The organism is Streptomyces sp. NPDC005648 (assembly GCF_040605395.1).
In the GTDB taxonomy this organism is placed as follows: Bacteria; Actinomycetota; Actinomycetes; order Streptomycetales; family Streptomycetaceae; genus Streptomyces.
This window is the reverse complement of sequence record NZ_JBEXCS010000071.1, coordinates 1-22,937: the sequence shown is the minus strand read 5'-3', so window position 1 is coordinate 22,937 and position 22,937 is coordinate 1. Positions and strand designations below refer to the sequence as shown.

General features: G+C 70.9%; 21 protein-coding genes. 11 read left to right on the top strand and 10 right to left on the bottom strand.

The genetic code is table 11. The features are described from left to right. Window positions 1-84 precede the first annotated feature (84 nt). Both ABZT17_RS32130 and ABZT17_RS32125 read left to right on the top strand, forming a co-directional pair. Complete coding sequence (locus tag ABZT17_RS32130) at window positions 85-1,377, top strand: thymidine phosphorylase (protein WP_356353999.1); 1,293 nt, start codon at window positions 85-87, stop codon at window positions 1,375-1,377. A 96-nt stretch (window positions 1,378-1,473) separates the two neighbouring features. Then, window positions 1,474-2,058: a Uma2 family endonuclease gene (locus tag ABZT17_RS32125; RefSeq protein ID WP_356353997.1), complete on the top strand. Its 585-nt coding sequence runs from the start codon at window positions 1,474-1,476 to the stop codon at window positions 2,056-2,058. Between the two features lies 1 nt (window position 2,059). On the opposite strand, the gene ABZT17_RS32120 is transcribed toward ABZT17_RS32125, so the two are convergent. Continuing rightward, a complete protein-coding gene (locus tag ABZT17_RS32120; RefSeq protein WP_356353995.1) occupies window positions 2,060-2,980 on the bottom strand; it encodes an AEC family transporter in 921 nt (306 codons plus the stop codon). Window positions 2,981-3,183: 203 nt separating this feature from the next. Between ABZT17_RS32120 and ABZT17_RS32115 the strand changes: the two genes are divergently transcribed. Next, window positions 3,184-3,570: an STAS domain-containing protein gene (locus tag ABZT17_RS32115; protein WP_356354041.1), complete on the top strand. Its 387-nt coding sequence runs from the start codon at window positions 3,184-3,186 to the stop codon at window positions 3,568-3,570. Here the strand turns inward: ABZT17_RS32115 and ABZT17_RS32110 are convergent. Next, entirely contained in the window at window positions 3,454-4,461 is a 1,008-nt protein-coding gene (locus tag ABZT17_RS32110) for a sigma-70 family RNA polymerase sigma factor (RefSeq protein WP_356353993.1), read from the bottom strand. The genes ABZT17_RS32115 and ABZT17_RS32110 overlap by 117 nt on opposite strands. Before the next feature lie 178 nt (window positions 4,462-4,639). Then, window positions 4,640-5,965 carry an MFS transporter gene (locus tag ABZT17_RS32105; RefSeq protein ID WP_356353992.1) on the bottom strand — a complete coding sequence of 442 codons (1,326 nt, stop codon included), beginning with the start codon at window positions 5,963-5,965 and terminating at the stop codon, window positions 4,640-4,642. Window positions 5,966-6,028: 63 nt separating this feature from the next. On the opposite strand from ABZT17_RS32105, the gene ABZT17_RS32100 reads away from it, so the two are divergent. From ABZT17_RS32100 to ABZT17_RS32085, 4 genes are all read left to right on the top strand, one after another. Continuing rightward, window positions 6,029-6,991 carry a LysR family transcriptional regulator gene (locus tag ABZT17_RS32100; protein WP_356353991.1) on the top strand — a complete coding sequence of 321 codons (963 nt, stop codon included), beginning with the start codon at window positions 6,029-6,031 and terminating at the stop codon, window positions 6,989-6,991. A 113-nt stretch (window positions 6,992-7,104) separates the two neighbouring features. Further along, window positions 7,105-7,788 carry an SLATT domain-containing protein gene (locus tag ABZT17_RS32095; RefSeq protein WP_356353990.1) on the top strand — a complete coding sequence of 228 codons (684 nt, stop codon included), beginning with the start codon at window positions 7,105-7,107 and terminating at the stop codon, window positions 7,786-7,788. A 665-nt stretch (window positions 7,789-8,453) separates the two neighbouring features. Beyond that, a complete protein-coding gene (locus ABZT17_RS32090; protein ID WP_356353988.1) occupies window positions 8,454-11,924 on the top strand; it encodes an FtsK/SpoIIIE domain-containing protein in 3,471 nt (1,156 codons plus the stop codon). Continuing rightward, window positions 11,921-13,993 carry a metallophosphoesterase family protein gene (locus ABZT17_RS32085; RefSeq protein WP_356353987.1) on the top strand — a complete coding sequence of 691 codons (2,073 nt, stop codon included), beginning with the start codon at window positions 11,921-11,923 and terminating at the stop codon, window positions 13,991-13,993. Before ABZT17_RS32090 ends, ABZT17_RS32085 begins: the two co-directional genes overlap by 4 nt. Window positions 13,994-13,996: 3 nt before the next feature. Here ABZT17_RS32085 and ABZT17_RS32080 read toward each other — a convergent pair whose 3' ends face one another. Continuing rightward, complete coding sequence (locus ABZT17_RS32080) at window positions 13,997-14,758, bottom strand: alpha/beta hydrolase (RefSeq protein ID WP_356353985.1); 762 nt, start codon at window positions 14,756-14,758, stop codon at window positions 13,997-13,999. A 113-nt stretch (window positions 14,759-14,871) separates the two neighbouring features. Here ABZT17_RS32080 and ABZT17_RS32075 point away from each other — a divergent pair, with 113 nt between their 5' ends. Together ABZT17_RS32075 and ABZT17_RS32070 are read left to right on the top strand one after the other, a co-directional pair. Beyond that, window positions 14,872-16,029, top strand: a complete 1,158-nt coding sequence (locus ABZT17_RS32075; protein WP_356353984.1) for an adenosine deaminase — start codon at window positions 14,872-14,874, stop codon at window positions 16,027-16,029. Between the two features lie 139 nt (window positions 16,030-16,168). After that, window positions 16,169-16,528, top strand: a complete 360-nt coding sequence (locus ABZT17_RS32070; protein ID WP_356353982.1) for an ATP-binding protein — start codon at window positions 16,169-16,171, stop codon at window positions 16,526-16,528. Window positions 16,529-16,620: 92 nt separating this feature from the next. Here ABZT17_RS32070 and ABZT17_RS32065 read toward each other — a convergent pair whose 3' ends face one another. From ABZT17_RS32065 to afsQ1, 5 genes are all read right to left on the bottom strand, one after another. Beyond that, a complete protein-coding gene (locus ABZT17_RS32065) occupies window positions 16,621-16,824 on the bottom strand; it encodes a PspC domain-containing protein (protein ID WP_232647623.1) in 204 nt (67 codons plus the stop codon). Window positions 16,825-16,928: 104 nt separating this feature from the next. Further along, window positions 16,929-17,480, bottom strand: a complete 552-nt coding sequence (locus tag ABZT17_RS32060) for a VanZ family protein (protein WP_356353979.1) — start codon at window positions 17,478-17,480, stop codon at window positions 16,929-16,931. Between the two features lie 82 nt (window positions 17,481-17,562). After that, entirely contained in the window at window positions 17,563-18,165 is a 603-nt protein-coding gene (locus ABZT17_RS32055) for a hypothetical protein (protein WP_356353977.1), read from the bottom strand. After that, a complete protein-coding gene (locus ABZT17_RS32050; RefSeq protein WP_356353976.1) occupies window positions 18,165-19,730 on the bottom strand; it encodes a HAMP domain-containing sensor histidine kinase in 1,566 nt (521 codons plus the stop codon). The genes ABZT17_RS32055 and ABZT17_RS32050 overlap by 1 nt, the downstream gene beginning before the upstream one ends. After that, window positions 19,727-20,404, bottom strand: coding sequence for a two-component system response regulator AfsQ1 (gene afsQ1, locus ABZT17_RS32045; RefSeq protein ID WP_020141253.1), 678 nt, complete (start codon window positions 20,402-20,404; stop codon window positions 19,727-19,729). The genes ABZT17_RS32050 and afsQ1 overlap by 4 nt, the downstream gene beginning before the upstream one ends. Window positions 20,405-20,660: 256 nt before the next feature. Between afsQ1 and ABZT17_RS32040 the strand changes: the two genes are divergently transcribed. Further along, on the top strand, window positions 20,661-21,404 hold the full coding sequence (locus ABZT17_RS32040; RefSeq protein WP_356353974.1) for a SigE family RNA polymerase sigma factor: 744 nt from the start codon (window positions 20,661-20,663) through the stop codon (window positions 21,402-21,404). A gap of 229 nt (window positions 21,405-21,633) precedes the next feature. Here the strand turns inward: ABZT17_RS32040 and ABZT17_RS32035 are convergent, their stop codons facing one another. After that, window positions 21,634-22,284: a uridine kinase gene (locus ABZT17_RS32035; RefSeq protein ID WP_356353972.1), complete on the bottom strand. Its 651-nt coding sequence runs from the start codon at window positions 22,282-22,284 to the stop codon at window positions 21,634-21,636. Between the two features lie 137 nt (window positions 22,285-22,421). On the opposite strand from ABZT17_RS32035, the gene ABZT17_RS32030 reads away from it, so the two are divergent. Then, window positions 22,422-22,829 (top strand): hypothetical protein, encoded by a 408-nt coding sequence (locus ABZT17_RS32030; protein ID WP_356353970.1) that lies wholly within the window; start codon window positions 22,422-22,424, stop codon window positions 22,827-22,829. Window positions 22,830-22,937 lie beyond the last annotated feature (108 nt).

The window sequence follows — 22,937 nt, the reverse complement described above, 5'->3', positions numbered from 1 at the left end:
TCCCGTACGACCCCTCCGAGTTGTGCAAGCGACCGGCTCGGAGGGGTCGTACGACTTCTGGAACCTTCGGAAGGAAAGCAAGCCATGACCGACTTCTTGGCGGATGCCGTCTCCGTCATCCGCACCAAGCGGGACCGCGGTGAGCTCAGCGATGAGCAGATCGACTGGGTCATCGACGCGTACACCCGCGGGGAGGTCGCCGACTACCAGATGGCCGCCCTGAACATGGCCATCCTGCTCAACGGCATGAACCGCCGTGAGATCGCCCGCTGGACGGCCGCGATGATCGCCTCCGGCGAGCGCATGGACTTCTCGTCCCTGTCCCGCCCGACGGCCGACAAGCACTCCACGGGCGGCGTCGGCGACAAGATCACCCTCCCGCTGGCCCCGCTGGTCGCGGCCTGCGGTGCCTCCGTCCCCCAGCTGTCGGGCCGCGGCCTCGGCCACACCGGCGGCACCCTGGACAAGCTGGAGTCCATCCCCGGCTGGCGCGCCCTGCTCTCCAACGAGGAGATGCTGTCGGTGCTGGACGGCACCGGCGCCGTCATCTGCGCGGCGGGCGACGGTCTGGCCCCCGCCGACAAGAAGCTCTACGCCCTGCGGGACGTCACCGGCACGGTCGAGGCGATCCCCCTGATCGCCTCGTCCATCATGTCGAAGAAGATCGCCGAGGGCACCGGCTCCCTGGTCCTGGACGTGAAGGTCGGCACCGGCGCCTTCATGAAGACGCTGGAGGACGCCCGCGAGCTGGCCTCCACGATGGTGGGACTCGGCACCGACCACGGCGTCAAGACGGTCGCCCTCCTCACCGACATGTCCACCCCGCTCGGCCTCACCGCCGGCAACGCCCTCGAAGTCCGTGAGTCGGTCGAGGTCCTGGCGGGCGGCGGCCCGGCCGACGTGGTGGAGCTGACCATCGCCCTGGCCCGCGAGATGCTCGACGCCGCCGGCGTCCGCGACGCCGACCCGGCGAAGGCCCTGGCCGACGGCTCGGCGATGGACGTCTGGCGCCGGATGATCGCGGCCCAGGGCGGCGACCCGGACGCGGAGCTGCCGGTGGCCCGCGAGCAGCACGTCATCAAGGCCCCGTCCACGGGTGTGCTGACCCGCCTCGACGCCTACGACATCGGTGTCGCCGCCTGGCGCCTCGGCGCGGGCCGAGCCCGCAAGGAGGACCCGGTCCAGGCGGGCGCGGGCATCGAACTGCACGCCAAGCCCGGCGACACGGTGGCGGAGGGCCAGCCCCTCCTCACCCTCCACACGGACACCCCCGAACGCTTCGAGTACGCCCTCCAGGCGGTGGAGGGTTCGTACGACATCGGGGTGGCGGGTACGGAGTTCACGGCGTCGCCGGTGGTGCTGGAACGTATCGCCTGACCAGGGGACTTTCTCTTTCGAGTGAACGGGATCGGTGGACCGCCACCGGTCCCGTTCGGCATGCTGGGATCTGTGACGCAACCGAAGGAGACCGCCATGGGCGCACTCACCGTGGGCCACGACCCCGGGCAGAGCTGGGACGACCTCGTCCGGTTCTGGGAGGAGATGGACTGGCCCGAGGGCAGCAAGGTGGAGATCATCGAGGGGATCATCACCGTGTCACCTGCTCCCGCACCCCGTCACAACGTGATCGCGGCCCGCAGCCAGCGTCGCCTGTACTCCGTGATCCCCGAGGACTGGGGGGTCTATCAGACGCAGGCCATCGCCGTCCCCTCGCGGCTCGGCATGTTCATCCCGGACATCCTGGTCGCCCCAGTGCAGGAGTGCACCGAGGCGGACACCTACCTGCCGGCTGCCGTCGCCGAACTCGTCGTGGAGGTCACCTCCAGGAAGAACGCCCGCCACGACCGTGTGAGCAAGCCGGCCGCCTACGCCTCCGCGGGCATCCCGCTCTACCTCCTGGTCGACCGCTGGGCGCCCGAGGGCCCCACCGCGACGCTCTACGGAGAGCCGCACGGAGACGTCTATCGCCCGCTCGCCGTCGCCAAGTTCGGCGAACTCCTCACGCTTCCCGCGCCCTTCGACCTCGTCATCGACACCAGCGAGTTCCCCGAGACGTGAGTCACCCGAGCAACGCGGCGACCACCACCAGCACCGGCACCGACGACACCGTCGACAGCAGGATCGAGTCCCGCGCCAACCCCTCCGCCACCCCGTACCGGCTCGCGTACGTGTACAGGTTCTGCGCCGCCGGGAGCGCCGACGTCACCACCACGTCCAGGAGTTGATGGTCCCGCAGCCCGAACACACCTGTCGCCAGAGCCCAGGCGGCCACCGGTTGGCCCACCGCCTTCAGCGCGACGGACAGGAAGACCGGCACTCTCTCCGCACCCCGTCCCGGCATCGTGCTCCCGCACAGGGAGATGCCGAAGGCCAGCAGGACCGCCGGGACCGACATGTTGCCGATCAGGGTGAGCGGGTCCATGACGGGGGCCGGGACCTTCACGCCGGTCGCGGAGACGGCCACCCCCGCCAGCGAGCCCACCGCGATCGGATTGCGCAGGGGAGTGAGCAGCCGTAGCCACAGCGGTCCCTTCTCGCCCCTCCCGGAAAGGTCCAGGACCGTCAGGGCGATCGGGGTCACCGCGATGATCTGGAAGAGGAGTACCGGGGCGACCAGGGAGGCGTCGCCCAGGACGTACACCGCGATCGGGATGCCGAGGTTGCCCGAGTTGACGTAACTGGAGCATAGGGCGCCGATGGTGGTGCGCCCGACGCCCCAGCCCCGTACGACACCCACCGCCACGAACACCCCTGCCGCCGCTGCCGTGCTCATCGCCGTCACCAGCAGCCGGCTGGAGAAGATCACCGACAGGTCGGCCCGGGCGAGGGTGGTGAACAGCAGGGCCGGGGAAGCGACGTGAAAGGCCAGTTTCGTCAGGACCTCCCGGCCGTGCTCGCCGAGATGGCCCCGGCGTCCGATGACATAGCCGACGCCGATGACGACGGCGATCACCGCGAAGCCCGTCAGCACGCCCTGCAAGGCGCCTCCTGGGTGGCTTCGGTGGCCTGGGTGGCCTCGGCGGTCTGCGTGTGCGGGAGGCCGCGGGGTGTCCGGGGAGGCGATGATCCGTGGGGCATACACCCAACCCTCTGGGGGAGGAGGTGTACAGGTCAATGTGATTCCGGCCGGTGGACGGGCCGCCCGACGGGCCGCCCGACCGGCTGCCCCGCCCGGTGGACCCGATGAGTTCGGCCCGCCGCGGGGGTCTACCGTTCGTGGACGCCATGACACCTGCCGTAGTCGTGCTGCCCGGCCCCGTCACCCAGGACGAGGTGAGGGGGCTGTGCGACGACGTGCGCGCGCTGCTGGAGTCCACCGGGGCGAGCGTCCTCGTGGTGGACGTCGCCGCCATCGGACCGCCCGGCCTCACCGCCGTGGACCTGCTGGCGCGGCTGCAGCTGGCCGCCCGGCGGGCCGGCGGACGGATCCGGCTGCGGGATCCGGCGCCCTCCCTACGCGCCCTGCTCGACCTGGTCGGGCTCCGCTTCGAGGTGGAGGGGCACGCCGAACAGCGGGAACCACCGCTTGGTGTCGAGGAAGAAGTGGAACCCGGTGAGCCGGCCGTCTGAGATCTCCAGGACCTGCACCGCCCAGGGCGTGTAACCGCCGGTCTCCGGGTCCGGCTTGTACTGGGCGAACCCCGGCAGCCCGTTGACCTGCACCGGGATCAGGCGTGAGCCCTCGCAGGCGGAGCCGAGGGTCGTCATGAAGCCGGTGATGTCGTCGTGGCCCGTGAGCCACAGGTCGAACGGCGGCATCGTCATCACGGCGTCCTCGTGCAGCAGCGCCGTCAGGGCCGCCATGTCGTAGCCCTCGAAGGCGGCGACATAGCGGTCGAGGAGCTTTCGCTGCTCCTCGTCCAGCGGGTCCGACACGGACGCGCCCGCCGCCTTGTCGGACTGCTCGCGCTCGGAGAGGGTGGCCCGCGCCCGCTGCAGCGCGCTGTTCACCGACGCCACCGAGGTGTCCAGCAGCTCGGCGACCTCGCTCGCCCTCCAGGCCAGCACTTCACGGAGGATGAGCACGGCGCGCTGCTTGGCGGGCAGCTGCTGCAGCGCGGCCATGAAGGCGAGCCGCACGGACTCCTTGGCCACGGCCGCCTCCGCCGGGTCGTCCGTGGTGGGCAGCACACGCGCGTCCGGCATCGGCTCCAGCCAGGTGTGGTCCGGACGGGGGGAGAGGGCGGCCTGGGCCAGCGGGGTGGACTCGCTGAGGTCCATCGGGCGGGCGCGCTTGTTGCCGGCGGTCAGCATGTCGAGACAGACGTTGGTCGCGATCCGGTACAGCCATGACCTCAGGCTGGAGCGGCCCTCGAACTTGTCGTAGCTCCGCCAGGCGCGGACCATCGTGTCCTGCACCGCGTCCTCGGCCTCGAAGGAGGAGCCGAGCATGCGGTAGCAGTAACCGGTCAGCTCGACGCGGTGTTTCTCGAGCCTGACGTCGAGGTCCGTTGTCGTCATCGTCCACCCACCCCTGTGGCCGTCTGTGTCGCGCCTTCGCGCCCAGCACGTCCGAAGCTAGCGCAGGGCACTGACAATGGCTTGCCGAGCGGGGGAATGCGCAGGTGGGCGGGGGTTGCCGTGGTGCTGGGGGGGCGCTGCCCCCCAGATCCCCGATCGGCCCCGAGGGGGCGCGTCCTCAAACTCCCGCGGAGGGGACACCCCCAGACGGGCTGAGATGCGCGGACCGGTGTTCCCGGCGTGCGCTCGCCCTCGCCGCACGGGTCCCGAACACCGTGATCGTCACGACTCCCAGCACCGCCAGCAGCCCGACGCCCACCGTCCCGGCCCATCCGCCGGAGTGGAAGGCCAGCGCACCCGCCGTGCTGCCCGCGCTGGAACCGATGTAGTACGCCGACTGGTACAGCGCCGAAGCCTGTGCCCGCCCGGTGGTGGCCGTCTTGCTGACCGCCGAGGAGGCCACCGCGTGGCCCGCGAAGAAGCCCGCCGTGATCAGGACCAGGCCCAGCAGGACCAGCGGGAGGGAGGCCGCCAGGGACAGCAGCAGGCCCGCCGCCGTGGTGCCACCGGCCAGGTAGAGGGCCCCTCGGCGGCCCAGCCGGCCGACCAGCCGTCCCGCCGTCGAAGCCGACACCGTGCCCACCAGGTACACCAGGAAGATCGACCCGATGACGCCCTGCGGCAGCGCGAACGGTGCCTCCGTCAGCCGGTAGCCGATCACCGTGTAGACCCCGCCGAACACCGTCATGAACAGCGCGCCGATCGCGTACAACCGGCACAGCAGCGGGTCGGACAGATGGGCGCGGACCGTCCGGGCCAGCACCCGGGGCCGCAGCGAACCGGCGACGAAGTGCCTCGGCGCGGGCAGCAGCAGCCGGAAGGCCACCGCACACGCCACCGCGATCGCCCCGATGACGCCGACCGCCACCCGCCAGCCCCACTCCTGCGCGACCCAGCCGGTGATGACCCGGCCGCTCATCCCGCCGACGCTGTTGCCCGCCACGAACAGCCCGATCGCCGTGACCAGCGCCTTCGGCCGGACCTCCTCGGCGAGATACGCCGTCGCCGACGCGGGCAGACCCGCCAGTGCCGCCCCCTGCAAGGCCCGCAGCACCACCAGCACACCCAGCGAGGGCGCGAAGGGGACCAGCAGACCCACGGACACCGCGACGGCCAGTGAGGCGGTCATCACCGTACGGCGCCCGAACCGCTCCGACAGCGCGCTCATCGGCAGCACGAACAGGGCCAGCCCGCCCGTCGCCGCGGCCACGGTCCAGCTCGCCCGGCTCGCCGTCACCCCGAAGTCACCCGAGATCAACGGCAGCAGGGCCTGCGTGGAGTACAGCAGCGCGAAGGTCGCGACCCCCGCGAGGAAGAGCGCGAAGCTCATCCGGCGGTAGCCGGGCCCACCCGGGGCCATACGGGATTCGGAAGCGGATTCGGAAGCGGAGACGGACGAGACGGCGTCCATGACGGTGGACGCCCCGGTACTGGCGGGAGACATGCCTCGAAGCTACGTACGCTCCCGTTCATCCGTCCAATGCATGGAATCGCCATAATCGTTCCCATGGTGCATCAACACAGCTCACAGGCCCGCCTGTCACCGTCCGGTGACACAGAAGACATGGCCGGGATGACGAGGTCGCTGGCCCCGCGCCTCGCCCACTTCGCCGCGGTGGCCCGCACCGAGCACGTCACGCGCGCCGCGCACGAACTCCAGGTCCCCCAGTCCACGCTCTCGCGCGCCATGGCCCGCCTCGAACAGGACCTCGGTGTCGACCTGTTCGCCCGCCACGGCCGCACCGTCTCCCTCACCCCGGCGGGCCGCACCTTCCTCACCCACGTGGAGCGCGCCCTCACCGAGATCGAACGGGCCGCGGAGGAGGTGCGGGCCGACGCCGACCCCACCACCGGCAAGGTCGCCTTCGGCTTCCTCCACACCATGGGCGCGGAGACCGTCCCGGCCCTCATCCAGGCCTTCCGCACCGACCACCCCCGAGTCCGCTTCAGCCTGGTCCAGAACTACGGCGAGGCCATGCTGGAGAAGCTGCGGGCGGGCGAGCTCGACCTCTGCCTCACCTCCCCGGTCCCCGACGCCCCGGACCTGGTCGCCCGCCGCCTGGACGAACAGAAACTCCGCCTGGTGGTGCCCGCGGACCACCGTCTGGCCACCCGCCGCCGCATCCGCCTCGCGGAGGCCGCCGACGAGACCTTCGTGACCCTGGAACCCGGCTACGGCCTCCGCCGCATCACCGACGACCTCTGCCAGGAGGCGGGCTTCAGACCCCGCGTCGCCTTCGAGGGAGAGGAGGCGGAGACCCTACGGGGCCTGGTGGCCGCCGGCCTGGGAGTCGCCCTCCTGCCCCCACCGGCCTTCCCCCGCCCGGGAGTCGCGGAACTGACGGTCACGGCCCCGAGAGCCGCAAGAGAAATCGGCGTCGCCTGGCTGGACGGCCACCCGGACACACCCCCGGTATCCGCGTTCAAGAAGTTCCTGCTCTCCCGCCGGGGGCGCCTGCTCGCGAACTGACCGCTGTCCCGGGGGGCAGGCGCCCGAGCAGAGAGCGCCGTACCGCGCGACGTGGGAGGGCGGGACCGGTTACGCTCCGGTGTGCCGGATATCCCAGCTCGAGGGACATGTTGATGGTGCGTCAGGGTACTTCGTCGGCCGCGGGTGATGCCCGGCGCAGGTCTCCGCGCGACTTACGCAGCCTGCCCTTCCCCGAGATACGGGTCATCGGGCCCGGACAGCAGCGGGAGGCGCTGGACAGCGTGCGGCGCTGGGCTGAGCAGCAGGCCGAGGACACCATCGAGTGGTACTACCAGGACAAGCGGCTCAAGCGCATCGGCTCCCGAGTCGTACGCGGCTGCACCATCGTGCTCGCCGTCGCGGGCACGGCCGTACCGCTGGCCAGCACCGCAGTCGGAGGCTCCTGGCAGGGCTGGGGTTACGTCCTGCTGGCGCTCGCCGCCGGTTGTAAGGGTTTCGACCACTTCTTCGGACTGTCCGCCGGGTGGATGCGGGACGTGAGCTCCGCCCAGGCTCTTCGTAGCCGGCTCGACGAGTTCCGGCTGGGCTGGACGACAGAGGACCTGCGCGCCGCGAGTCACGCCGCCCTGCCCGCGGACGGCGCACGGGACACGGCCGACCTGGAACTGCGGATGCGGCTCATCACCGAGCTCATCGGTGCAGTACACGCCCGCCTCGAATCGGAAACGGCCACGTGGATGGTCGAGTTCGCCTCGGCCGACCAGCAACTTCGGCAGGACGGAGGTCTGGCGGGCGCACCCACCTTGCCCAGCCCCGCCCCTGCTTCCGAACGCTGACGGCGTCGGGCCGATGCACGTCTCAAGGGGGAGCGAGCGACAACGTGGAGTGGAAGTTCACGGTGGTGACACCGGACGGGGAACAGCGGGACGTCGTCCTGGAGGGGGATGAGCGGACGCCTGTACGGGCTGTGGCGAGAAAGCTTGCGGTCTATTGCGGGGAGCCGGGGACACCATCGCTGTACCTGTCCGAAGGGGGCGCGCTGCCACCGGAGATGCCGCTGGGGCACGTGCCTCTGCTCGACGGTTTCCGGGTCGGGCTCGGGGCGCGGCCGGTGGGGGAGATACCGCAGCCGGACTATGTGCGGCTGCCGGCGAGCATGATGTCGCCGGGGCCGAACAGGACACTGCTGTTCGCGCGGCCGCTTCGGGAGGGTCGGCGCCCCAGTCTGTCAGTCCGTGATGTGGTGACCAGCCTGCGCCAGGCGATGTGGCCCCTAGGGCGACGACGACGCACGCTCACAATTCCGGACCATCTCGTGGAGCGGTTGTGGCCAGGTCCGACGACCCTGCGCAAAGCCGCCTACGCGCCGGATCCCAGGCTGTGGGAGCGTCGGCCCGATGACGTCGACTTCCTCGCGTTGCGCTGCGGGACGGACGGATCCGGGCACCCGAGAACCGTGCCCCTAGGTGTGGCAGGCGTGCTGGGCATCGCCGGTGGAAACATGGCTGAGTCCCGGTCCATTTGCGCCTGGCTCGTCGCGCAGGCGGCTCTGCTGCACAGCCCGGCCGAGGTCACCTTTCACATCTTCAGTGACGGACCCCTCGACGACGTGTGGCGGTTCCTGCGCTGGCTGCCCGCGGTCGGCATTGATCAGAAAATCGGGCCCGTCATGGAGTTGCTGGAGGCCCGGGCCGCGCAGCGCACCCGTGACAAGGAGAGCCGCGCGAAAAAGCAGCCGGCCGTCGTAGTGGTGTTCGATGGAGTGCGTGGGCTGCGTGCCTCGTCCCCCATGACCCAGATCCTGCGTGAAGGACCCGGGCTAGGTATCTACTCGATCTGCCTGGAGTCGGAGCTGCGCCTGCTGCCCGCCGAGTGCCCGGCCGCGATCGAGTGGCGCCCGGAGTCACGGACAGGGGCGTTACTCGTCGGCAAAGCCATCACCGGCGGACGCCCCCGGCCGCCGAGTTCGGAGATCATGCGGAGGGAGATCGACTCCCTGGACCTTGTCACCCCCGCCTGGCTGGATGAGACCGCCCGTACCCTCGCCCCGCTCCGCGACGCCACCGTGCAGAACGACGCCCCCCTCGCCTCCTGCCGCCTCCTCGATCTCCTCAGCCTGCCGGACCCCGACGGGATGGAGATCGCTTCTCAATGGTCCGAATACGGCCGTGGCACCATCGCGCCGGTGGGCATGGCCCACGACGGCCCGCTCGCCCTCGATCTGGTCGGTCAAGGTCCGCACGCGCTTGTCTGCGGAGCGTCGGGTTCGGGGAAGACGGAGTTTCTGCGGACCTGGATCGCGTCCCTGGCGGTGAGCAACCGCCCGGACGAGATGAACTTCGTGCTCATCGACTACAAGGGTGGGTCCGAACTGGGCGTCCTGGCCGGCTTGCCTCACACGGCGGCGTCGGCCACCGATCTCGACTCCCGACTCGGGGAGCGCGTGCTGACCGCCCTTGCGGCCGAACTGCGGCGCAGGGAGCGGCAGCTCATCAAGACGTCCACGAAGGACATCGAAGACTACGCGGGCCTACGTCGGCGCTCGCCCCATCTAGCCCTTCCCCCGCTGCCCCGGCTCGTAGTGGTGGTCAATGAACTCACCTTGCTCTCCGAGGAGATGCCGGACTTCGTCGAGGGATTGGTGGAGCTCGGCGCGCGAGCCCGTTCGCTCGGCATCCACCTCATCCTGGGCACGCAGCAGCCGGCCGGCCGTAATCGCCGGGTGATCCAGGCCAACACCAACCTCCGTATCGCCCTGCGCACGGCGTCGGCCGAGGACAGCGAGATGGCCATCGGCGCCCGAGACGCCGCCCGCATCCCGAAGACCGCGCCCGGGAGGGCGTATGTGCGCACCGGCGTCAGCGAGTTGACCCAGGTCCAGTTCGCCCGGGTACTGGACCGGGTCGAGCGGGCCGTCGACGGTCGGCCGAGCGTCCACGTGCGCGAACTGACGCTAGGACCCGATCCAGGTCCGACGTACGCGCCGGGTTCGGTGACCAAGGATCTGGACGTTCTCGTGGGGGCGCTGCAGCACGCAGCTACCGTCCTCGGCGTACCTGCCCCTGCCCCGCCCTGGCTTCCCCCGCTCGGCGACGTCGTGCACCTCACCGATCTCGAACCCCCGGCACAGGGACGGGACCTCGCTCCGCTCGCCTTCGGCCTGGAGGACGTACCCGAGGAGCAGGCCCAGCGGCCCGCGCTGCTGGACCTGGCAGAGGACGCCAACCTCCGGATCGTCGGCCGACCGCGCAGCGGACGCTCGCAGGCCCTGCGTACTCTCGCGGCCGCGGTCGCCGGTCAATGCAGCAGCGCTGACGTGCACCTGTACGGCATCGACTGCGGCAACGGAGCCCTCCAGGCGCTCGATGAACTCCCGCACTGTGGGGCGGTGGTGGGTGCGGGCCGGCCTGAACTGGTCGTTCGGCTGCTGGGGCGGCTCACGGCCACCATGCGTCGTCGTCAGGAACTACTGCACCAAGGGCAGTTCGCCAACTTGGTGGCGCAGCGGCAGGCGGTCGCGGGGCCACGCAGGCTGCCGTATCTGCTGGTGCTGCTCGACGAGTGGGATGGCTTCGTCTCCCGCATGGAGGCGGCGGGACATCCGCAGGCCGTGCTCGACTTGTTCGCCCTGCTTCGGGAGGGCCCACAGGTCGGTATCCGCACGGTCCTGACCGGGGACAAGGGTTCACTCACGCGCAGCACCGCTGTCAGCTCGCTCGGTGGAGAGGCGCTGGTGCTGTCGCTGGGGGACCGCGAGGACTACGCCGCCTTCGGTGTCCGCGCCCGGCATGTCCCGATCCAGCAGGTCGCCGGCCGTGCCCTGCGCAGCGGCAGCGGGCGCGAGCTCCAGATCGCCGTCCTGCCGGGTCCGCTCACCCGGGGCGCCCAGACCGACGCGCTGGCTGTGATCGCGGCTCGGGCCGAAGAACGGGACCGGGCGGTACAGCCGAGCCGGCGGCCGTTCCGGATCGAGGACTTCCCCCTGGTGGCCGACCAGTTCCATGTGGGCGACGCGCATGGGCATCCGGTAGGCCGGGAGGAGGTATTGGCCTGGCTGCGTGACCGGTTCGCCACCGGTACCTCCGTGGCCTTGCTCGGGCAGCGTCGAGTCGGGAAGTCCTGGGTCCTCGAAGAGCTGCGGGGCCGCCTGCGCGACCAGGGGGCGAGCGCGGTAAGGCACGTCGTCCTGCCGCCGGAGGGTACGGACAGCCCCGACGTGCTCGCTGGGCTGCTCGATGCCGATGTGGGCGGTGATGTTGGCGCGGCGCAACGATTGGTGGAGAAGGTGCGCGGCAGGACGGGGCAGCGTCGGGTCGCGTTCCTGCTCGACGAGATCGGTCGCATGGTCCGCTACGACGCCCAGGTGGTCTCGTGGCTGCGGGATCTCGGACAGGCCGGTGCGTGGCTCGTCTACACCGGGACCGAGAAGGACTGGAACCGGGTGGTGCGGTGGGCGCTCACCGTGCCCGGCTCCAGTTTCGGCAACGACGTCAACGCGCGCGTGCTCGGCCCGCTGGAGATCGGGGACGCCCTCACCTTCCTCACGGGTACGGCCGCCAACCTCGGTGTCGACATCGCTCCTGACCGCACAGGCGCGGCGATCATCGACCTCGTGGGTACCTGGCCGTTCTACCTCCAGGCGGCCGGCGACGCGGTCGTCCGCGCCGTGCTGGGCAACTCGCTGCGTCCGCTGACCGATCCGGACGCGCTGAGAGAGCTGCTGGACCGAAAGCTTCTCGACGAGTGGACCCACCACTTCCTGGCCCGCTGGACGGAGATCGGCCCGGCCGGCCGGGCGGCCCTGTTGGTGCAGCCGGGCCGGGTGCCGGCGGACGCGGCCCTGGCCCAGCGCCAGGACCTGCGGGAGGTCGGTCTGCTGCGGCACGGCGACGAATGGCTTGACGACCGGCCGTTCTTCGGCTGGGTCGCACGGAACGAGAACTCACTGCGGGACGAGGAGCCGCGTACATGAACCACTACAGGCCGAGCCAGGCCTACCGCCCAGAACTCGACATCAGGTTCACCCCGCGGAAGGTGCCGGGCTGGGCCCGGCCGCTTGTGGAGGGACAAGTACCCAACAGCGTCGCCTGGTTCGTCGTACTGCCCCGTCGGGCGGGCAAGACCTGGCTGGCCCAGGCCGTCGAACGGGTCCGGCCGGAGGGCACCACCCGCCGTGTGGACCTACGTGCGGACCCTGAGACCGTACGGCGCTCCGGCCTGGCCTGTCTGACGAACCCTCGCGTGGTGCCACGCACTCCGGCCGGCACGCTCGTTCTTGTCGACGAGCCGGCCTTGGCCTCCGGTGGCCGGGGCGAGGAGGCCACGAAGGCGCTCGCCGCCGGACTGGGGCGGATCCGGGACGCGGGCGCCGTCCCGGTGGTGCTCGCCACGCCCGCCGAACATGGGCTGCTCGGCCCGCTGCTCGGCGCGGATTCCCCGAAGGACGTCATCATGCCGCCGGCCCTTGACGAGGCGGAGTGCGGGCGGATGGCCGAGAGGGCACCCGACTGGGCACCGCAGGCCGTCGCCCGCCTCGGGGAGGAGGATCCGGCCTGGCTGCAGACCCCCTTCCTCCTCGAACTCGCCCTCCAGATGTGCGAGTCGGATCCGCGACTGTCCACGGACATCGCGGCCTTGGGCCGCGCCGCGTTCGAGGAGGCGGTGACGCGCCACGCGTATGTCGATCAGTGGTTCCACAACGGCCTGTCGGAAGAGCACAGGTCCGCTCTCCGTGCCCGGCGGTGGCAGGATGCGGGTCTGCCGGTGGGGGCGGCTGGGCAGGCACGGGCAGGATCCGTTGTCCCCGGAGAACCCTGCACCAGTGGGACGCCCCGGTCCGCCGCTGTCCCTCGCGCCGCGGCCACCGACGCCGCACGCCTCTCCGCCGACCCGGTGCTGGCCCGCCACCTGCCCGCGGTACTGCGCGTGCACCATGTATCCGACCTGCACCACGGCGGGGAGTTGCGCACCACCGTCGACGCCAAGGACACCACCGAGGCGGGGCGGCGGCTGGCCGCGCTCGCCGGGGCGGGCTCACCGCTGGAGAGCTATCTGGACCACGTGCGCGGCCTCGCACGGCAGGGACTCGCCCCCCATCTCGTGATCGTCACCGGGGATCTCGTCAACCGTCCGCAGGAGGAGTTCGGTCGGCAAGCCCTGGACTGGCTGAGGGAGCTGGCCTCCTGTGTCGTCGACCACCCCGACCTCAGGCCCGCCGACCCACGCATCCTGCTGGCGGGCGGCAACCACGATGTGTCCTGGGACCTGTGCCTGGACTCCGAGCCGGGAGCCCGGCACGAGTGGTTCGCCCGGGTCTTCGCGGACTACCCGCATCCCGACCTGCACAACCCGGACCACACCAGGCGGAGGCTGTACGTCAGATACCCCGACGCAGGCCTCAAAGTGGCGCTGCTGGGCAGTGCGGAATCCGGTGGCGAGCCAGCCAAGGACGCCGACCGTGCGCGGCTCGCCGACTTCCAGGCCGAGTTCGTGAGCACCTTCGACGACGACGAGGTGAGCGCGCTCATCCAGGACTTCGAACGGCTGGACCCGGGTGTGATCGCACGCGGTGTGCTGGACCGGCTCGACGCCGAGCCCGGGTACACCTCACTGGCCGCCCTGCATCATCCACTGTCCCCGGTGCCCTCGGTCGAGGTGGCTCCGTACTCCGGGGTGATCAACGCCGGCCAGGTCAAACGGGCCCTGGCCGTCGCCGAGACCGCGCTCGTCCTGCACGGTCATACCCATCTGGCCTTTCTGGCCGCGGAGCGGTTCCTCGGCGGACGGCGCAGTTGGACCACTCGGATCGCCGGAGCCCCGGCGCTCGGCAGTCGGCACACGGACGAGCAGAACGGCTACAACGAGATCCTCCTGGCCAGGGAGGGCACCAGGCACACCGTCGCGCTACGCACCGTGCGCCTCGAAGGCGGCCAGTGGGTGCCGGACGCGGCCGTCGCCTTCTTGCCCGGCGCGGAGGGCGAGTTACCGATGAGCCACTTGACCTGCGACCGGGCCACCCTCGTGGAGTCTCACTCCGGGTAGGCCCTATCGCCGCAACGACTTCCCGAACCCCGCCGCCAACGGCATCCGCAGCCCCAGCGGTGGTGGTGCGGCCAGTGCGTCCTGGACCGGGCGGGACAGGGCCCGGCCGAAGAGCGCTCCCATCACGAAGTCCTCCGCGAGCGCCTGGACTTCGCTCCGGTACTGGTGCAACCCGTGGCCGTCGGAGTGCACTTCGAAGCGGCACACATCCCGGTTCGCCTTCTTCGCCCGCGCCGCCAGCCGGAAGGACAGCTCGGGGTCGGAGACCACGTCGTTCGTGCCGTGCACGATCAGCACCCGCCGGCCCACCAGCTGCTTCACCGGTTCAGGCGAAGCCGCCATGTCCTCCTCCGGCAGCCAAGGAGCGATCGCCAGCACGGAGTTGACGGCCTCGTGCCCGGCCGCCCGCAGCGCCGCCCGCCCGCCCATGTCGAACCCGGCGAGACACACCGGGACGTCCCCGTAGCGCCGTACGACCTCGTCGGCGGCCCACTCCGCGTCCCGTGCCAGATGCGCCGCGCTGCCGTTCCAGCCCCGGTACCGGTAGTGGACGACATGCGCGGCCAGCCCGTCCGCACGGCCGGCGCGGGCCAGTCTGCGCCCCAACGCCCGTACGGATGCCGCCGCCAGCATGGGGGACGGTCTGCGATCCGACTCCTCGTCACCGCCGGGGAGCAGCAGCACCACTGCGCTCACCGCCGTCGGCTCCGGACCGATCGCCCTCCCCAGCCGGGCCCGTCGTACCGGCGTCGCTTGGTGTGCCATGACAGAACAGTGTCAGAAGCCCTGGTGTACGCCACCCCTCCTCGCGGTCACCGTTACGTATCGACGGAGTTGTACAACGCGCGATCTACGCGCGTAGGAGTTAGAGTGCGGAGATGACGAGCCAGACCATCTCGAACACCCCGACGCCGGACCAGATCCGCCGGGCGCCGAAGGTTCTGCTGCACGACCACCTGGACGGTGGCCTCCGCCCCGGGACGATCGTCGAACTCGCCCGGGAGACGGGCTACTCCAGGCTGCCGGAATCCGACCCGGGCAAGCTGGGCATCTGGTTCCGGGAGGCCGCCGACTCCGGGTCCCTGGAACGGTATCTGGAGACCTTCTCCCACACCGTCGGCGTCATGCAGACCCGGGACGCCCTCGTCCGGGTCGCCCGCGAGTGCGCCGAGGACCTCGCCGAGGACGGGGTCGTCTACGCCGAGGTGCGGTACGCGCCCGAGCAGCACCTCGACGGCGGTCTGACACTGGAACAGGTCGTCGAGGCCGTCAACCAGGGCTTCCGGGAGGGCGAGCAGCTGGCGCGCGCCAACGGCCACCGGATCCGCGTCGGCGCCCTGCTCACCGCCATGCGGCACGCCGCACGCGCCCTGGAGATCGCCGAACTCGCCAACCGCTACCGGGACCTGGGGGTGGTGGGCTTCGACATCGCCGGTGCCGAGGCCGGTTACCCGCCCACCCGGCACCTCGACGCCTTCGAGTACCTGAAGCGCGAGAACAACCACTTCACCATCCACGCCGGTGAGGCCTTCGGGCTGCCCTCCATCTGGCAGGCCCTCCAGTGGTGCGGCGCCGACCGGCTCGGGCACGGGGTGCGCATCATCGACGACATCGAGGTGGGGGCCGACGGCTCGGTGAAGCTCGGCCGGCTCGCCTCCTATGTACGGGACAAGCGCATCCCCCTGGAGCTGTGCCCCAGCTCCAACCTGCAGACGGGGGCCGCCGCCTCGTACGCCGAGCACCCGATCGGGCTGCTGCGGCGACTGCACTTCCGGGCCACGGTGAACACCGACAACCGGCTGATGTCCGGGACCAGCGTGAGCCAGGAATTCGAGCATCTTGTCGACGCATTCGGTTACACGCTCGATGACATGCAGTGGTTCTCCGTCAATGCGATGAAATCAGCGTTCATTCCTTTCGATGAACGACTCGCGATGATCAATGACGTCGTCAAACCCGGGTATGCCGAGCTCAAGTCCGAATGGCTGTTCCAGCAGACCGCCTCCACCAGCGGTTCTGTGGACGCGGAGGGCTGATCGGGGGACAGCGGCGGGGTCGGAATGCGGACGGGTGTTCACAATCCGTCCGCATTTCGATGTTTGCGGCGGGCGGGTTCGCATGTTTACGGTCGTGGACCGCTCACATCCCCGTAACTCCATTTCGAGGACGCATTCCATGAAGCAGTCTGCTGCCAAGACCCTCGGTGTCGCCGCCCTCGGTGCCGCCTTCGCCGCCGTCGGCGCGGGCGCCGCGAACGCGGCTCCGGCGCTCCCGGACGCCACCGGGGCGCTGGACACCGTCACCAAGACGCTCCCGGCGGAGAACCTCTCCGCGGCGCTGCCGGGTGCCGGTGAGGCGGTGGCCCAGGGCAAGGCCGCCCTCGACTCGGGTGTGGCCGCGGCGCAGCCGGCCGCGACGAAGGTGCTCTCCGACGGCCCGACCGCCCCGGTCGCCGGCCTCCTGGGCGGGCTCCCCGTGGGCCAGACGGGCCTGCCCACGCACGGTCTGCCCGTGAACGGCGTCCCGCTGGGCTGACCCCGGAAGCGACTAGCCCCTGAGCGCGCCGATGGGGCGCACCCTCCGGACACGGGGTGCGCCCCATCGGCGTATACGCGCGGTGTGGGTCGTCACCAGGCGGTGCGGGCCGCCTTGTCCTCCGAGGGCAGCAGGATCCACAGGGCTATGTAGAGCAGGAACTGGGGGCCCGGCAGCAGGCAGGAGAGCAGGAAGATCACCCGCATCGTGGTCGCCGAGGTGCCGAAGCGCCGCGCCAGACCGGCGCACACTCCGCCGATCATGCGGCCGTGGGTGGGGCGGACAAGGGCGGACATGTGCGGCTCCTTTGATTGGGCTGGTGAGCGTCGGTACGAGGTGCCCGGTACGGCTTCCTCATCTGTTCACAACGCTACGTACCCGAAGCTCGCGAAGCGTCACTCTACGGAGCTATGCCGACCCTGGGAAACGTCGGGGTACGACCCTGACTCGCTTCCTCCTGGCGGAGGGCCGCCACCTGCTGCCGCTCGGACCTGCGGCGGAGCCAGGTGCGGGACGCGGGGACGACGGCGAGATGGGCGATGGCCACACCGACCGTGTTCAGCAGCAGCGAGTCGACGTCGGGGACGCGGCCGGGCACGCCCGTCTGCAGCAGCAGGATGCCGAGGGAGACCAGGAAGCCGGTGGCGACCGTGCGGAGCAGGGAGCCCAGCGGAGAGGACCACAGCCTGCCGTGGGCCATCGGGAGCAGCACGCCCAGCGGCGCGAGAAGGGCGAGCCCCTCGGCGATGCGCCGGGCCGCCACCGCCCAGCCGAGCACCAGGTCGGCCCGGATGCCCGCGAACGGGCGCACATTGGGCGGCGTCACCCAGGGCACGTCCAGCGGACGCAGCGTGAGCCAGGCGACGAACGCGAGGTGTGCGACAAGGAGGACACCCCCTGTCACACGGACGCTGATCGCGGCGTTGCCGCCGATGAAGCCTTGACGCTGCACGCCCCCCTAGACGCACCCCCCGCCCGGAACGGTTCCGGGATCCCCCTACGTACCTTCATGAGGCTTGCACCACATGTGTACGTCAGCCGCCCGTAACCCGGCTCGACGGCGGCTGTTCGCTGCCCGGGCGGGAGCGGACCTCGTCCGTGCACTCGTAGCGGCGCGGCGGGGTCTTGGCGGGGCCGCCGAGGATGACCGAGCCGTCGCCCTCCGCCGCCGCCGAGTCGGAGAACGTGCAGACGACCTGGGCCAGGGCGTAGGAGGTGAGGTCGTCGGGGCGGGTGCTCAGCCGGAGGGTGTCGTCGGGATCGCCGGAGCGCGGTCCGGAGACGTTCATACCGCCCCGTACGTCCGTCGTGTACCCGGCCTCCTTCTCGGCCGCCGACGGTGTCGCCGCCAGCTGGTCCAGCAGCCCCTGCGCCACCAGGACGCGCCGCTGGGAGTCCGCGGTGCCGTCCGGGACCCGTACCGTCCGGTCGACGGCCACCAGCGACGAGCCGCACAGCAGGAACACCCGGACCGGCAGCCCGCGCGAGGCCTGCGCCGAGACGTCCGGCTCGGCCGGTGAGCACATGACCTGCGAGGGCGCCGCGCCGAAGTCCGTCGGCACCTCCGTGGAACGGATGCCGCAGCCGGTGAGCAGCACGGCCAGGACGGGCAGCGCCAGCAGACGTCGTACGTTCATCAGGCGTCCCCCTGCTTGGCCTCGCCGTCGGCCTCCTGGGTGAGCGCCGACGCGTCGCGCGGCAGGCGCAGGGTGAACACCGCGCCGCCGTCGGGCGAGTTGGCGGCGGTGATCTCGCCGCCGTGGATATGGGCGTTCTCCAGGGCGATGGAGAGGCCGAGGCCGCTGCCCTCGGAGCGGGGACGGGACGCGCTCGCCTTGTAGAAGCGGTCGAACACGTGCGGCAGGACGTCCTCCGGGATGCCGGGGCCGTGGTCCCGTACGGCGATCACCACCTGGTCGTCCGCGGTGCGCACCGCGACCCGCACCGGCGAACCGCCGTGCTTGAGCGCGTTGCCGATGAGGTTGGCGAGGATGACGTCAAGGCGGCGCGGGTCGAGGCGGGCGTGGATACCGCGTTCGGTGTCGAGTTCGACGGCGTCCAGCCAGGCGCGGGCGTCGATGCAGGCGGTGATCTGGTCGGCCACGTCGACGTCGTCCAGGACCAGCCGGGCGGTGCCCGCGTCGAAGCGGGTGACCTCCATGAGGTTCTCGACGAGGTCGTTGAGGCGCCGGGTCTCGCTGACCACGAGCCGGACGGCGGGCTCGATCATCGGGTCGATCGACCCGGACTCCGCCTCCAGCTCCTCCTCCAGGATCTCGGTGACGGCGGTGATCGCGGTGAGCGGGGTACGCAGTTCATGGCTCATGTCCGCGACGAAGCGGCGGGACGCCTCGTCGCGCCCGGCCATGTCGTCGACCCGTTTCTCCAGCGCCTCCGCCGCGTCGTTGAACGTCCGCGACAGATCGGCGAGTTCGTCGGTCCCGGAGACCCGCAGCCGGGTGTCGAGCTTGCCCTCGCCGAGGCGGCGGGCGGCGACTCCCAGGCGCTGTACGGGCTTCAGCACGGTCGACGCGGCGGCCTGGGCGAGCAGGGCCGAGCCGACGAGCGCGAGGCCGGTGGCGATCCCCAGCGACCAGGCCAGGGAGTTGAGGTCCTTGGCCTCGGGCTCCAGCGACTTGAGCATGTAGCCGGTGGAGCCGCCGCCGATCACCCGGGTGCCGGCGACCAGGTAGGGCGTGCCGTGGTCGATGACGCGCTGCCAGTAGAGGTGGTACGCGTACTTGTTGCCCGAGCCGGGGTCGACGGACTGCTTCTTGTCGACCGCCGCGCGCAGCGACTCGGGCACGTCCCGCAGCGAGAAGCCGTCGAGGCCGCCCGAACTGCCGTACACCGTCTCGCCCTTGGAGTTCCGCGCGACGAGCAGCACGCTGAAGCGCTGGCTGCTGTTGGCCATCTGGCCGGCGGTGTGCTGCAGTTCGTCCTGTGTGGGACGAGCGGGCAGGGTGCCGGCCCGGGTCTGCATCGCCTGCTTGAAGTCGCCGAGCACCGCGTCCTGGGTGCGGGTGAGCACGGCCTCGCGGTTGAGCCAGTACGCGATCCCGGACGCGGAGACGGCCGCGGTGAGCGCCACCAGGCCGAACACCACCACCAGCCGGAGCCGGAGACTGGTGAACCGCAGCCGTGAGAGATGTCCCTTGCGGTGCGCGGCCCAGCCGCGAACCCCCCCTTGCGCGATCGTCACTGAGGCGTGTCCAGCCGGTAGCCCACGCCGCGCACGGTACGGATCAGCGTCGGGGACGACGGCACGTCCTCGACCTTGGCGCGCAGCCGCTGGACGCAGGCGTCCACCAGCCGGGAGTCGCCGAGGTAGTCGTGCTCCCAGACGAGCCGCAGCAGTTGCTGCCGGGACAGCGCCTGCCCCGGCCGCCGGCTCAGCTCCAGCAGCAGCCGCAGCTCGGTGGGTGTGAGCTGCAGGTCCTCGCCGTTCTTCGTCACGGTCATGGCGGCGCGGTCGATGACCAGGCTGCCGAAGCTCGCCGCGTCGGTCGACTCCCGCTCGCCGCGCCGCAGCACGGCCCGGATACGGGCGTCCAGCACCCGGCCCTGGATCGGCTTGACCACGTAGTCGTCGGCGCCGGACTCCAGTCCGACCACGACGTCGATGTCGTCACTCCGGGCGGTCAGCAGAATGATCGGCAGCTGGTCGGTGCGCCGGATGCGCCGGCACACCTCGAACCCGTCGATGCCGGGCAGCATCACGTCCAGCACGATCAGGTCCGGCCGTTGCTCGCGCAGGAGCTTCAGACCGTCCTCACCGGTGGCAGCGGTGGCAACCCGATGTCCCTGGCGCGTAAGAGACAGCTCCAGGGCCGTACGGATGGCGTCGTCGTCCTCGATCAGCAACAGGGAAGGCACGGGGCTCATTCTGGCCCATGGTGGGGCGGTGTTTCGACTCCTGTACACCTACGTGCACGTAGCGCTCTTCTCTGTGACCGCCCTGTGGCCCCGCTGAGATCGACCACTGGGCCTACCCCTGTGACAGGTCTGTGACAGTCGGCGGACACGGCCATGAAGGTGCGAGGGCAAGCTTCTCGGCACAGGCAAACAAGCACCGCACGGATACACCGCCTGAGCAAGCCGAACACCGGAAGTCCACGACGGGGGGCGCGAGATGAACACGCTGCACAGCAACAGCAATAGCGCAGTGATCACGCGCCTGCACGACGTGAACGGGGGCCGGGGTTCCAAGGAGTCCGGCGCCGTGAGCGGGCGGGGGTGCGCTCGCGGCGCCGGGCGTCAGCACACCGTGTACATGACGGTGGTTGACGGTTTCACGGGGGAACCGCACGGGGGAAGCGCGTACAGGGAGGACACGGGGGAACGCCGTTCGCTGTCGGAGGCGGAGTTCACCGCCTACGTCCAGGAGCGTCGCGCCTCCCTGTACGCCACCGCCTACCACCTGACCGGTGACCGCTTCGAGGCCGAGGACCTCCTCCAGAGCGCCCTCTTCTCGACGTACAAGGCATGGGACCGCATCAGCGACAAGGCGGCCGTCGGCGGGTACCTCCGCCGGACCATGACCAACCTGCACATCAGCGCGTGGCGCCGCCGCAAGCTGAACGAATACCCGACCGAGGAGCTGCCGGAGACGCCCGGCGACACGGACGCGATGCGCGGCACGGAGCTGCGCGCGGTCCTGTGGCAGGCGCTCGCCCGCCTCCCCGAACTCCAGCGCACGATGCTGGTCCTTCGCTACTACGAGGGCCGCACCGACCCGGAGATCGCGGAGATCCTCGACATCAGTGTCGGCACGGTGAAGTCCAGCATCTGGCGCTCCCTGCGCCGGCTGCGCGAGGACGAGGTCCTCAGCTTCGGCCGTGACGAGGAGAACGCCTTCGGGGAGCTCGTCGCCTGAGGGTCGGGGGGGAAGCAAGGAACACGGGGGAGCGGTAACGGGGGAACGGTCCGAGGGGGCCAACGGGGGTCACGGGGGACCCACGGGGGAAGCACCACAACGGGGGAAGCACCGAAGGAAAACGGGGAAACGGGGGATCACGGGGGAAGCACCACGGGGGAACGGGGGAAGCGGGACTGGAGGGCCGGGGGGTCCGTCCAGTCCCGCTTTCGTATGCCCGGGTGCGCCTCTACGACGCTGAGGGCGCCGTATCCGTGGTGTGTGCGGGGCGCCGCCCGACCGCGGCCGCGGCCAGGCGGCCCAGGGCCTCGTCCCGGTCGCAGGGGTGGGCGCCGAGGGAGGTCTGGCGGGCGATGATCGTGCGTTCCTGGCGCATCAGACGCCAGCCGCGGCGCAGCAGGAAGGGCACCGACTTGCGGCCCTCCTTGAGGTCGCGCAGGAAGCGGCGGCGGAACGTGCGGACCGGGCCGCGGTTCAGACACAGGGCGTCCGCCAGCAGGCCCAACTCACGGCAGCGGTCGACGATCTCGGCCGCGAATATGCCCTCCGCTATGAACAGCGGTGTCCGCCCGATGTCGACGGCCTCCTCGCCGGTGCGGGCGGACAGGGAGAGGTCGTAGACGGGGACGTTCGTACGGCCCGTGCGGCACAGTTCGGCGATGGCGGCCACGGCGATGTCCGTGTCCCAGGAGTCCGGGTGGTCCCAGTCGATGTCGGAGCTCCCCGCCACCAGCGGCAGCGTCGGGTCGTCGCCCTCCTTGTAGAAGTCGTCGAGACGCAGCACGGGAAGGCCGGAGCGGGCGGCGACCAGGGACTTGCCCGAGCCCGAGGGACCGCAGAGCAGCACGACACGGGCGGGGGAGGGGCGATGGATGCTCACGGGACACCAGTTTGACGTATTCCGTACGCCCTGCCGACCCCGCGGGTCGTCTTTGGAGCGCGCGTCACACCTCAACTACCCTACGTGTCGACCTGATTACCCTGTGCATGAGAACGCAGTAGAAGGTGGCAGCAGCGATGGCACGACACTCGTCTTCCCCGACTCCGACCGCCCAGCGCGCCCTGGTCGCCCTCGCGACGGCGGGTGCGGCGCTCGGGGCGGGTGCCGCGACGGCCTCCGCGGACACCGCGCCGGTGCTGAACGAGGTGGTGCACACCCGGCCCACGTCGCTGGGCCGCGTCGACCCCCAGGCGGGCCTCCAGGCCCTCACCGGCACCGTCGGCTATGTCACCGGCCCCGTCTCCGCCCTCAAGCCCAACCCCCTCGCCGGCACGGGCGTGGACCCCCTCGACAACGGCGTGGGCACCCAGCTCGCCGACTTCAAGTCCCTGAACTCCCAGATGCTGACCGCCCCGGTGGCCCAGGCGTCGTCGATCGGCAGCATCCCGGTCCTGGGAGAGGCGACGGGCCTGCTGAACCACTGACACCCGTGTCGCAAGGTGAGTCTTGTGTGCCGTCACTCGATCGGGTGCCGCGCGACGTCCGCGGCGGACAGGTCGATGCCCTTCTCCACCTCGACCCGGTAGCGCAGC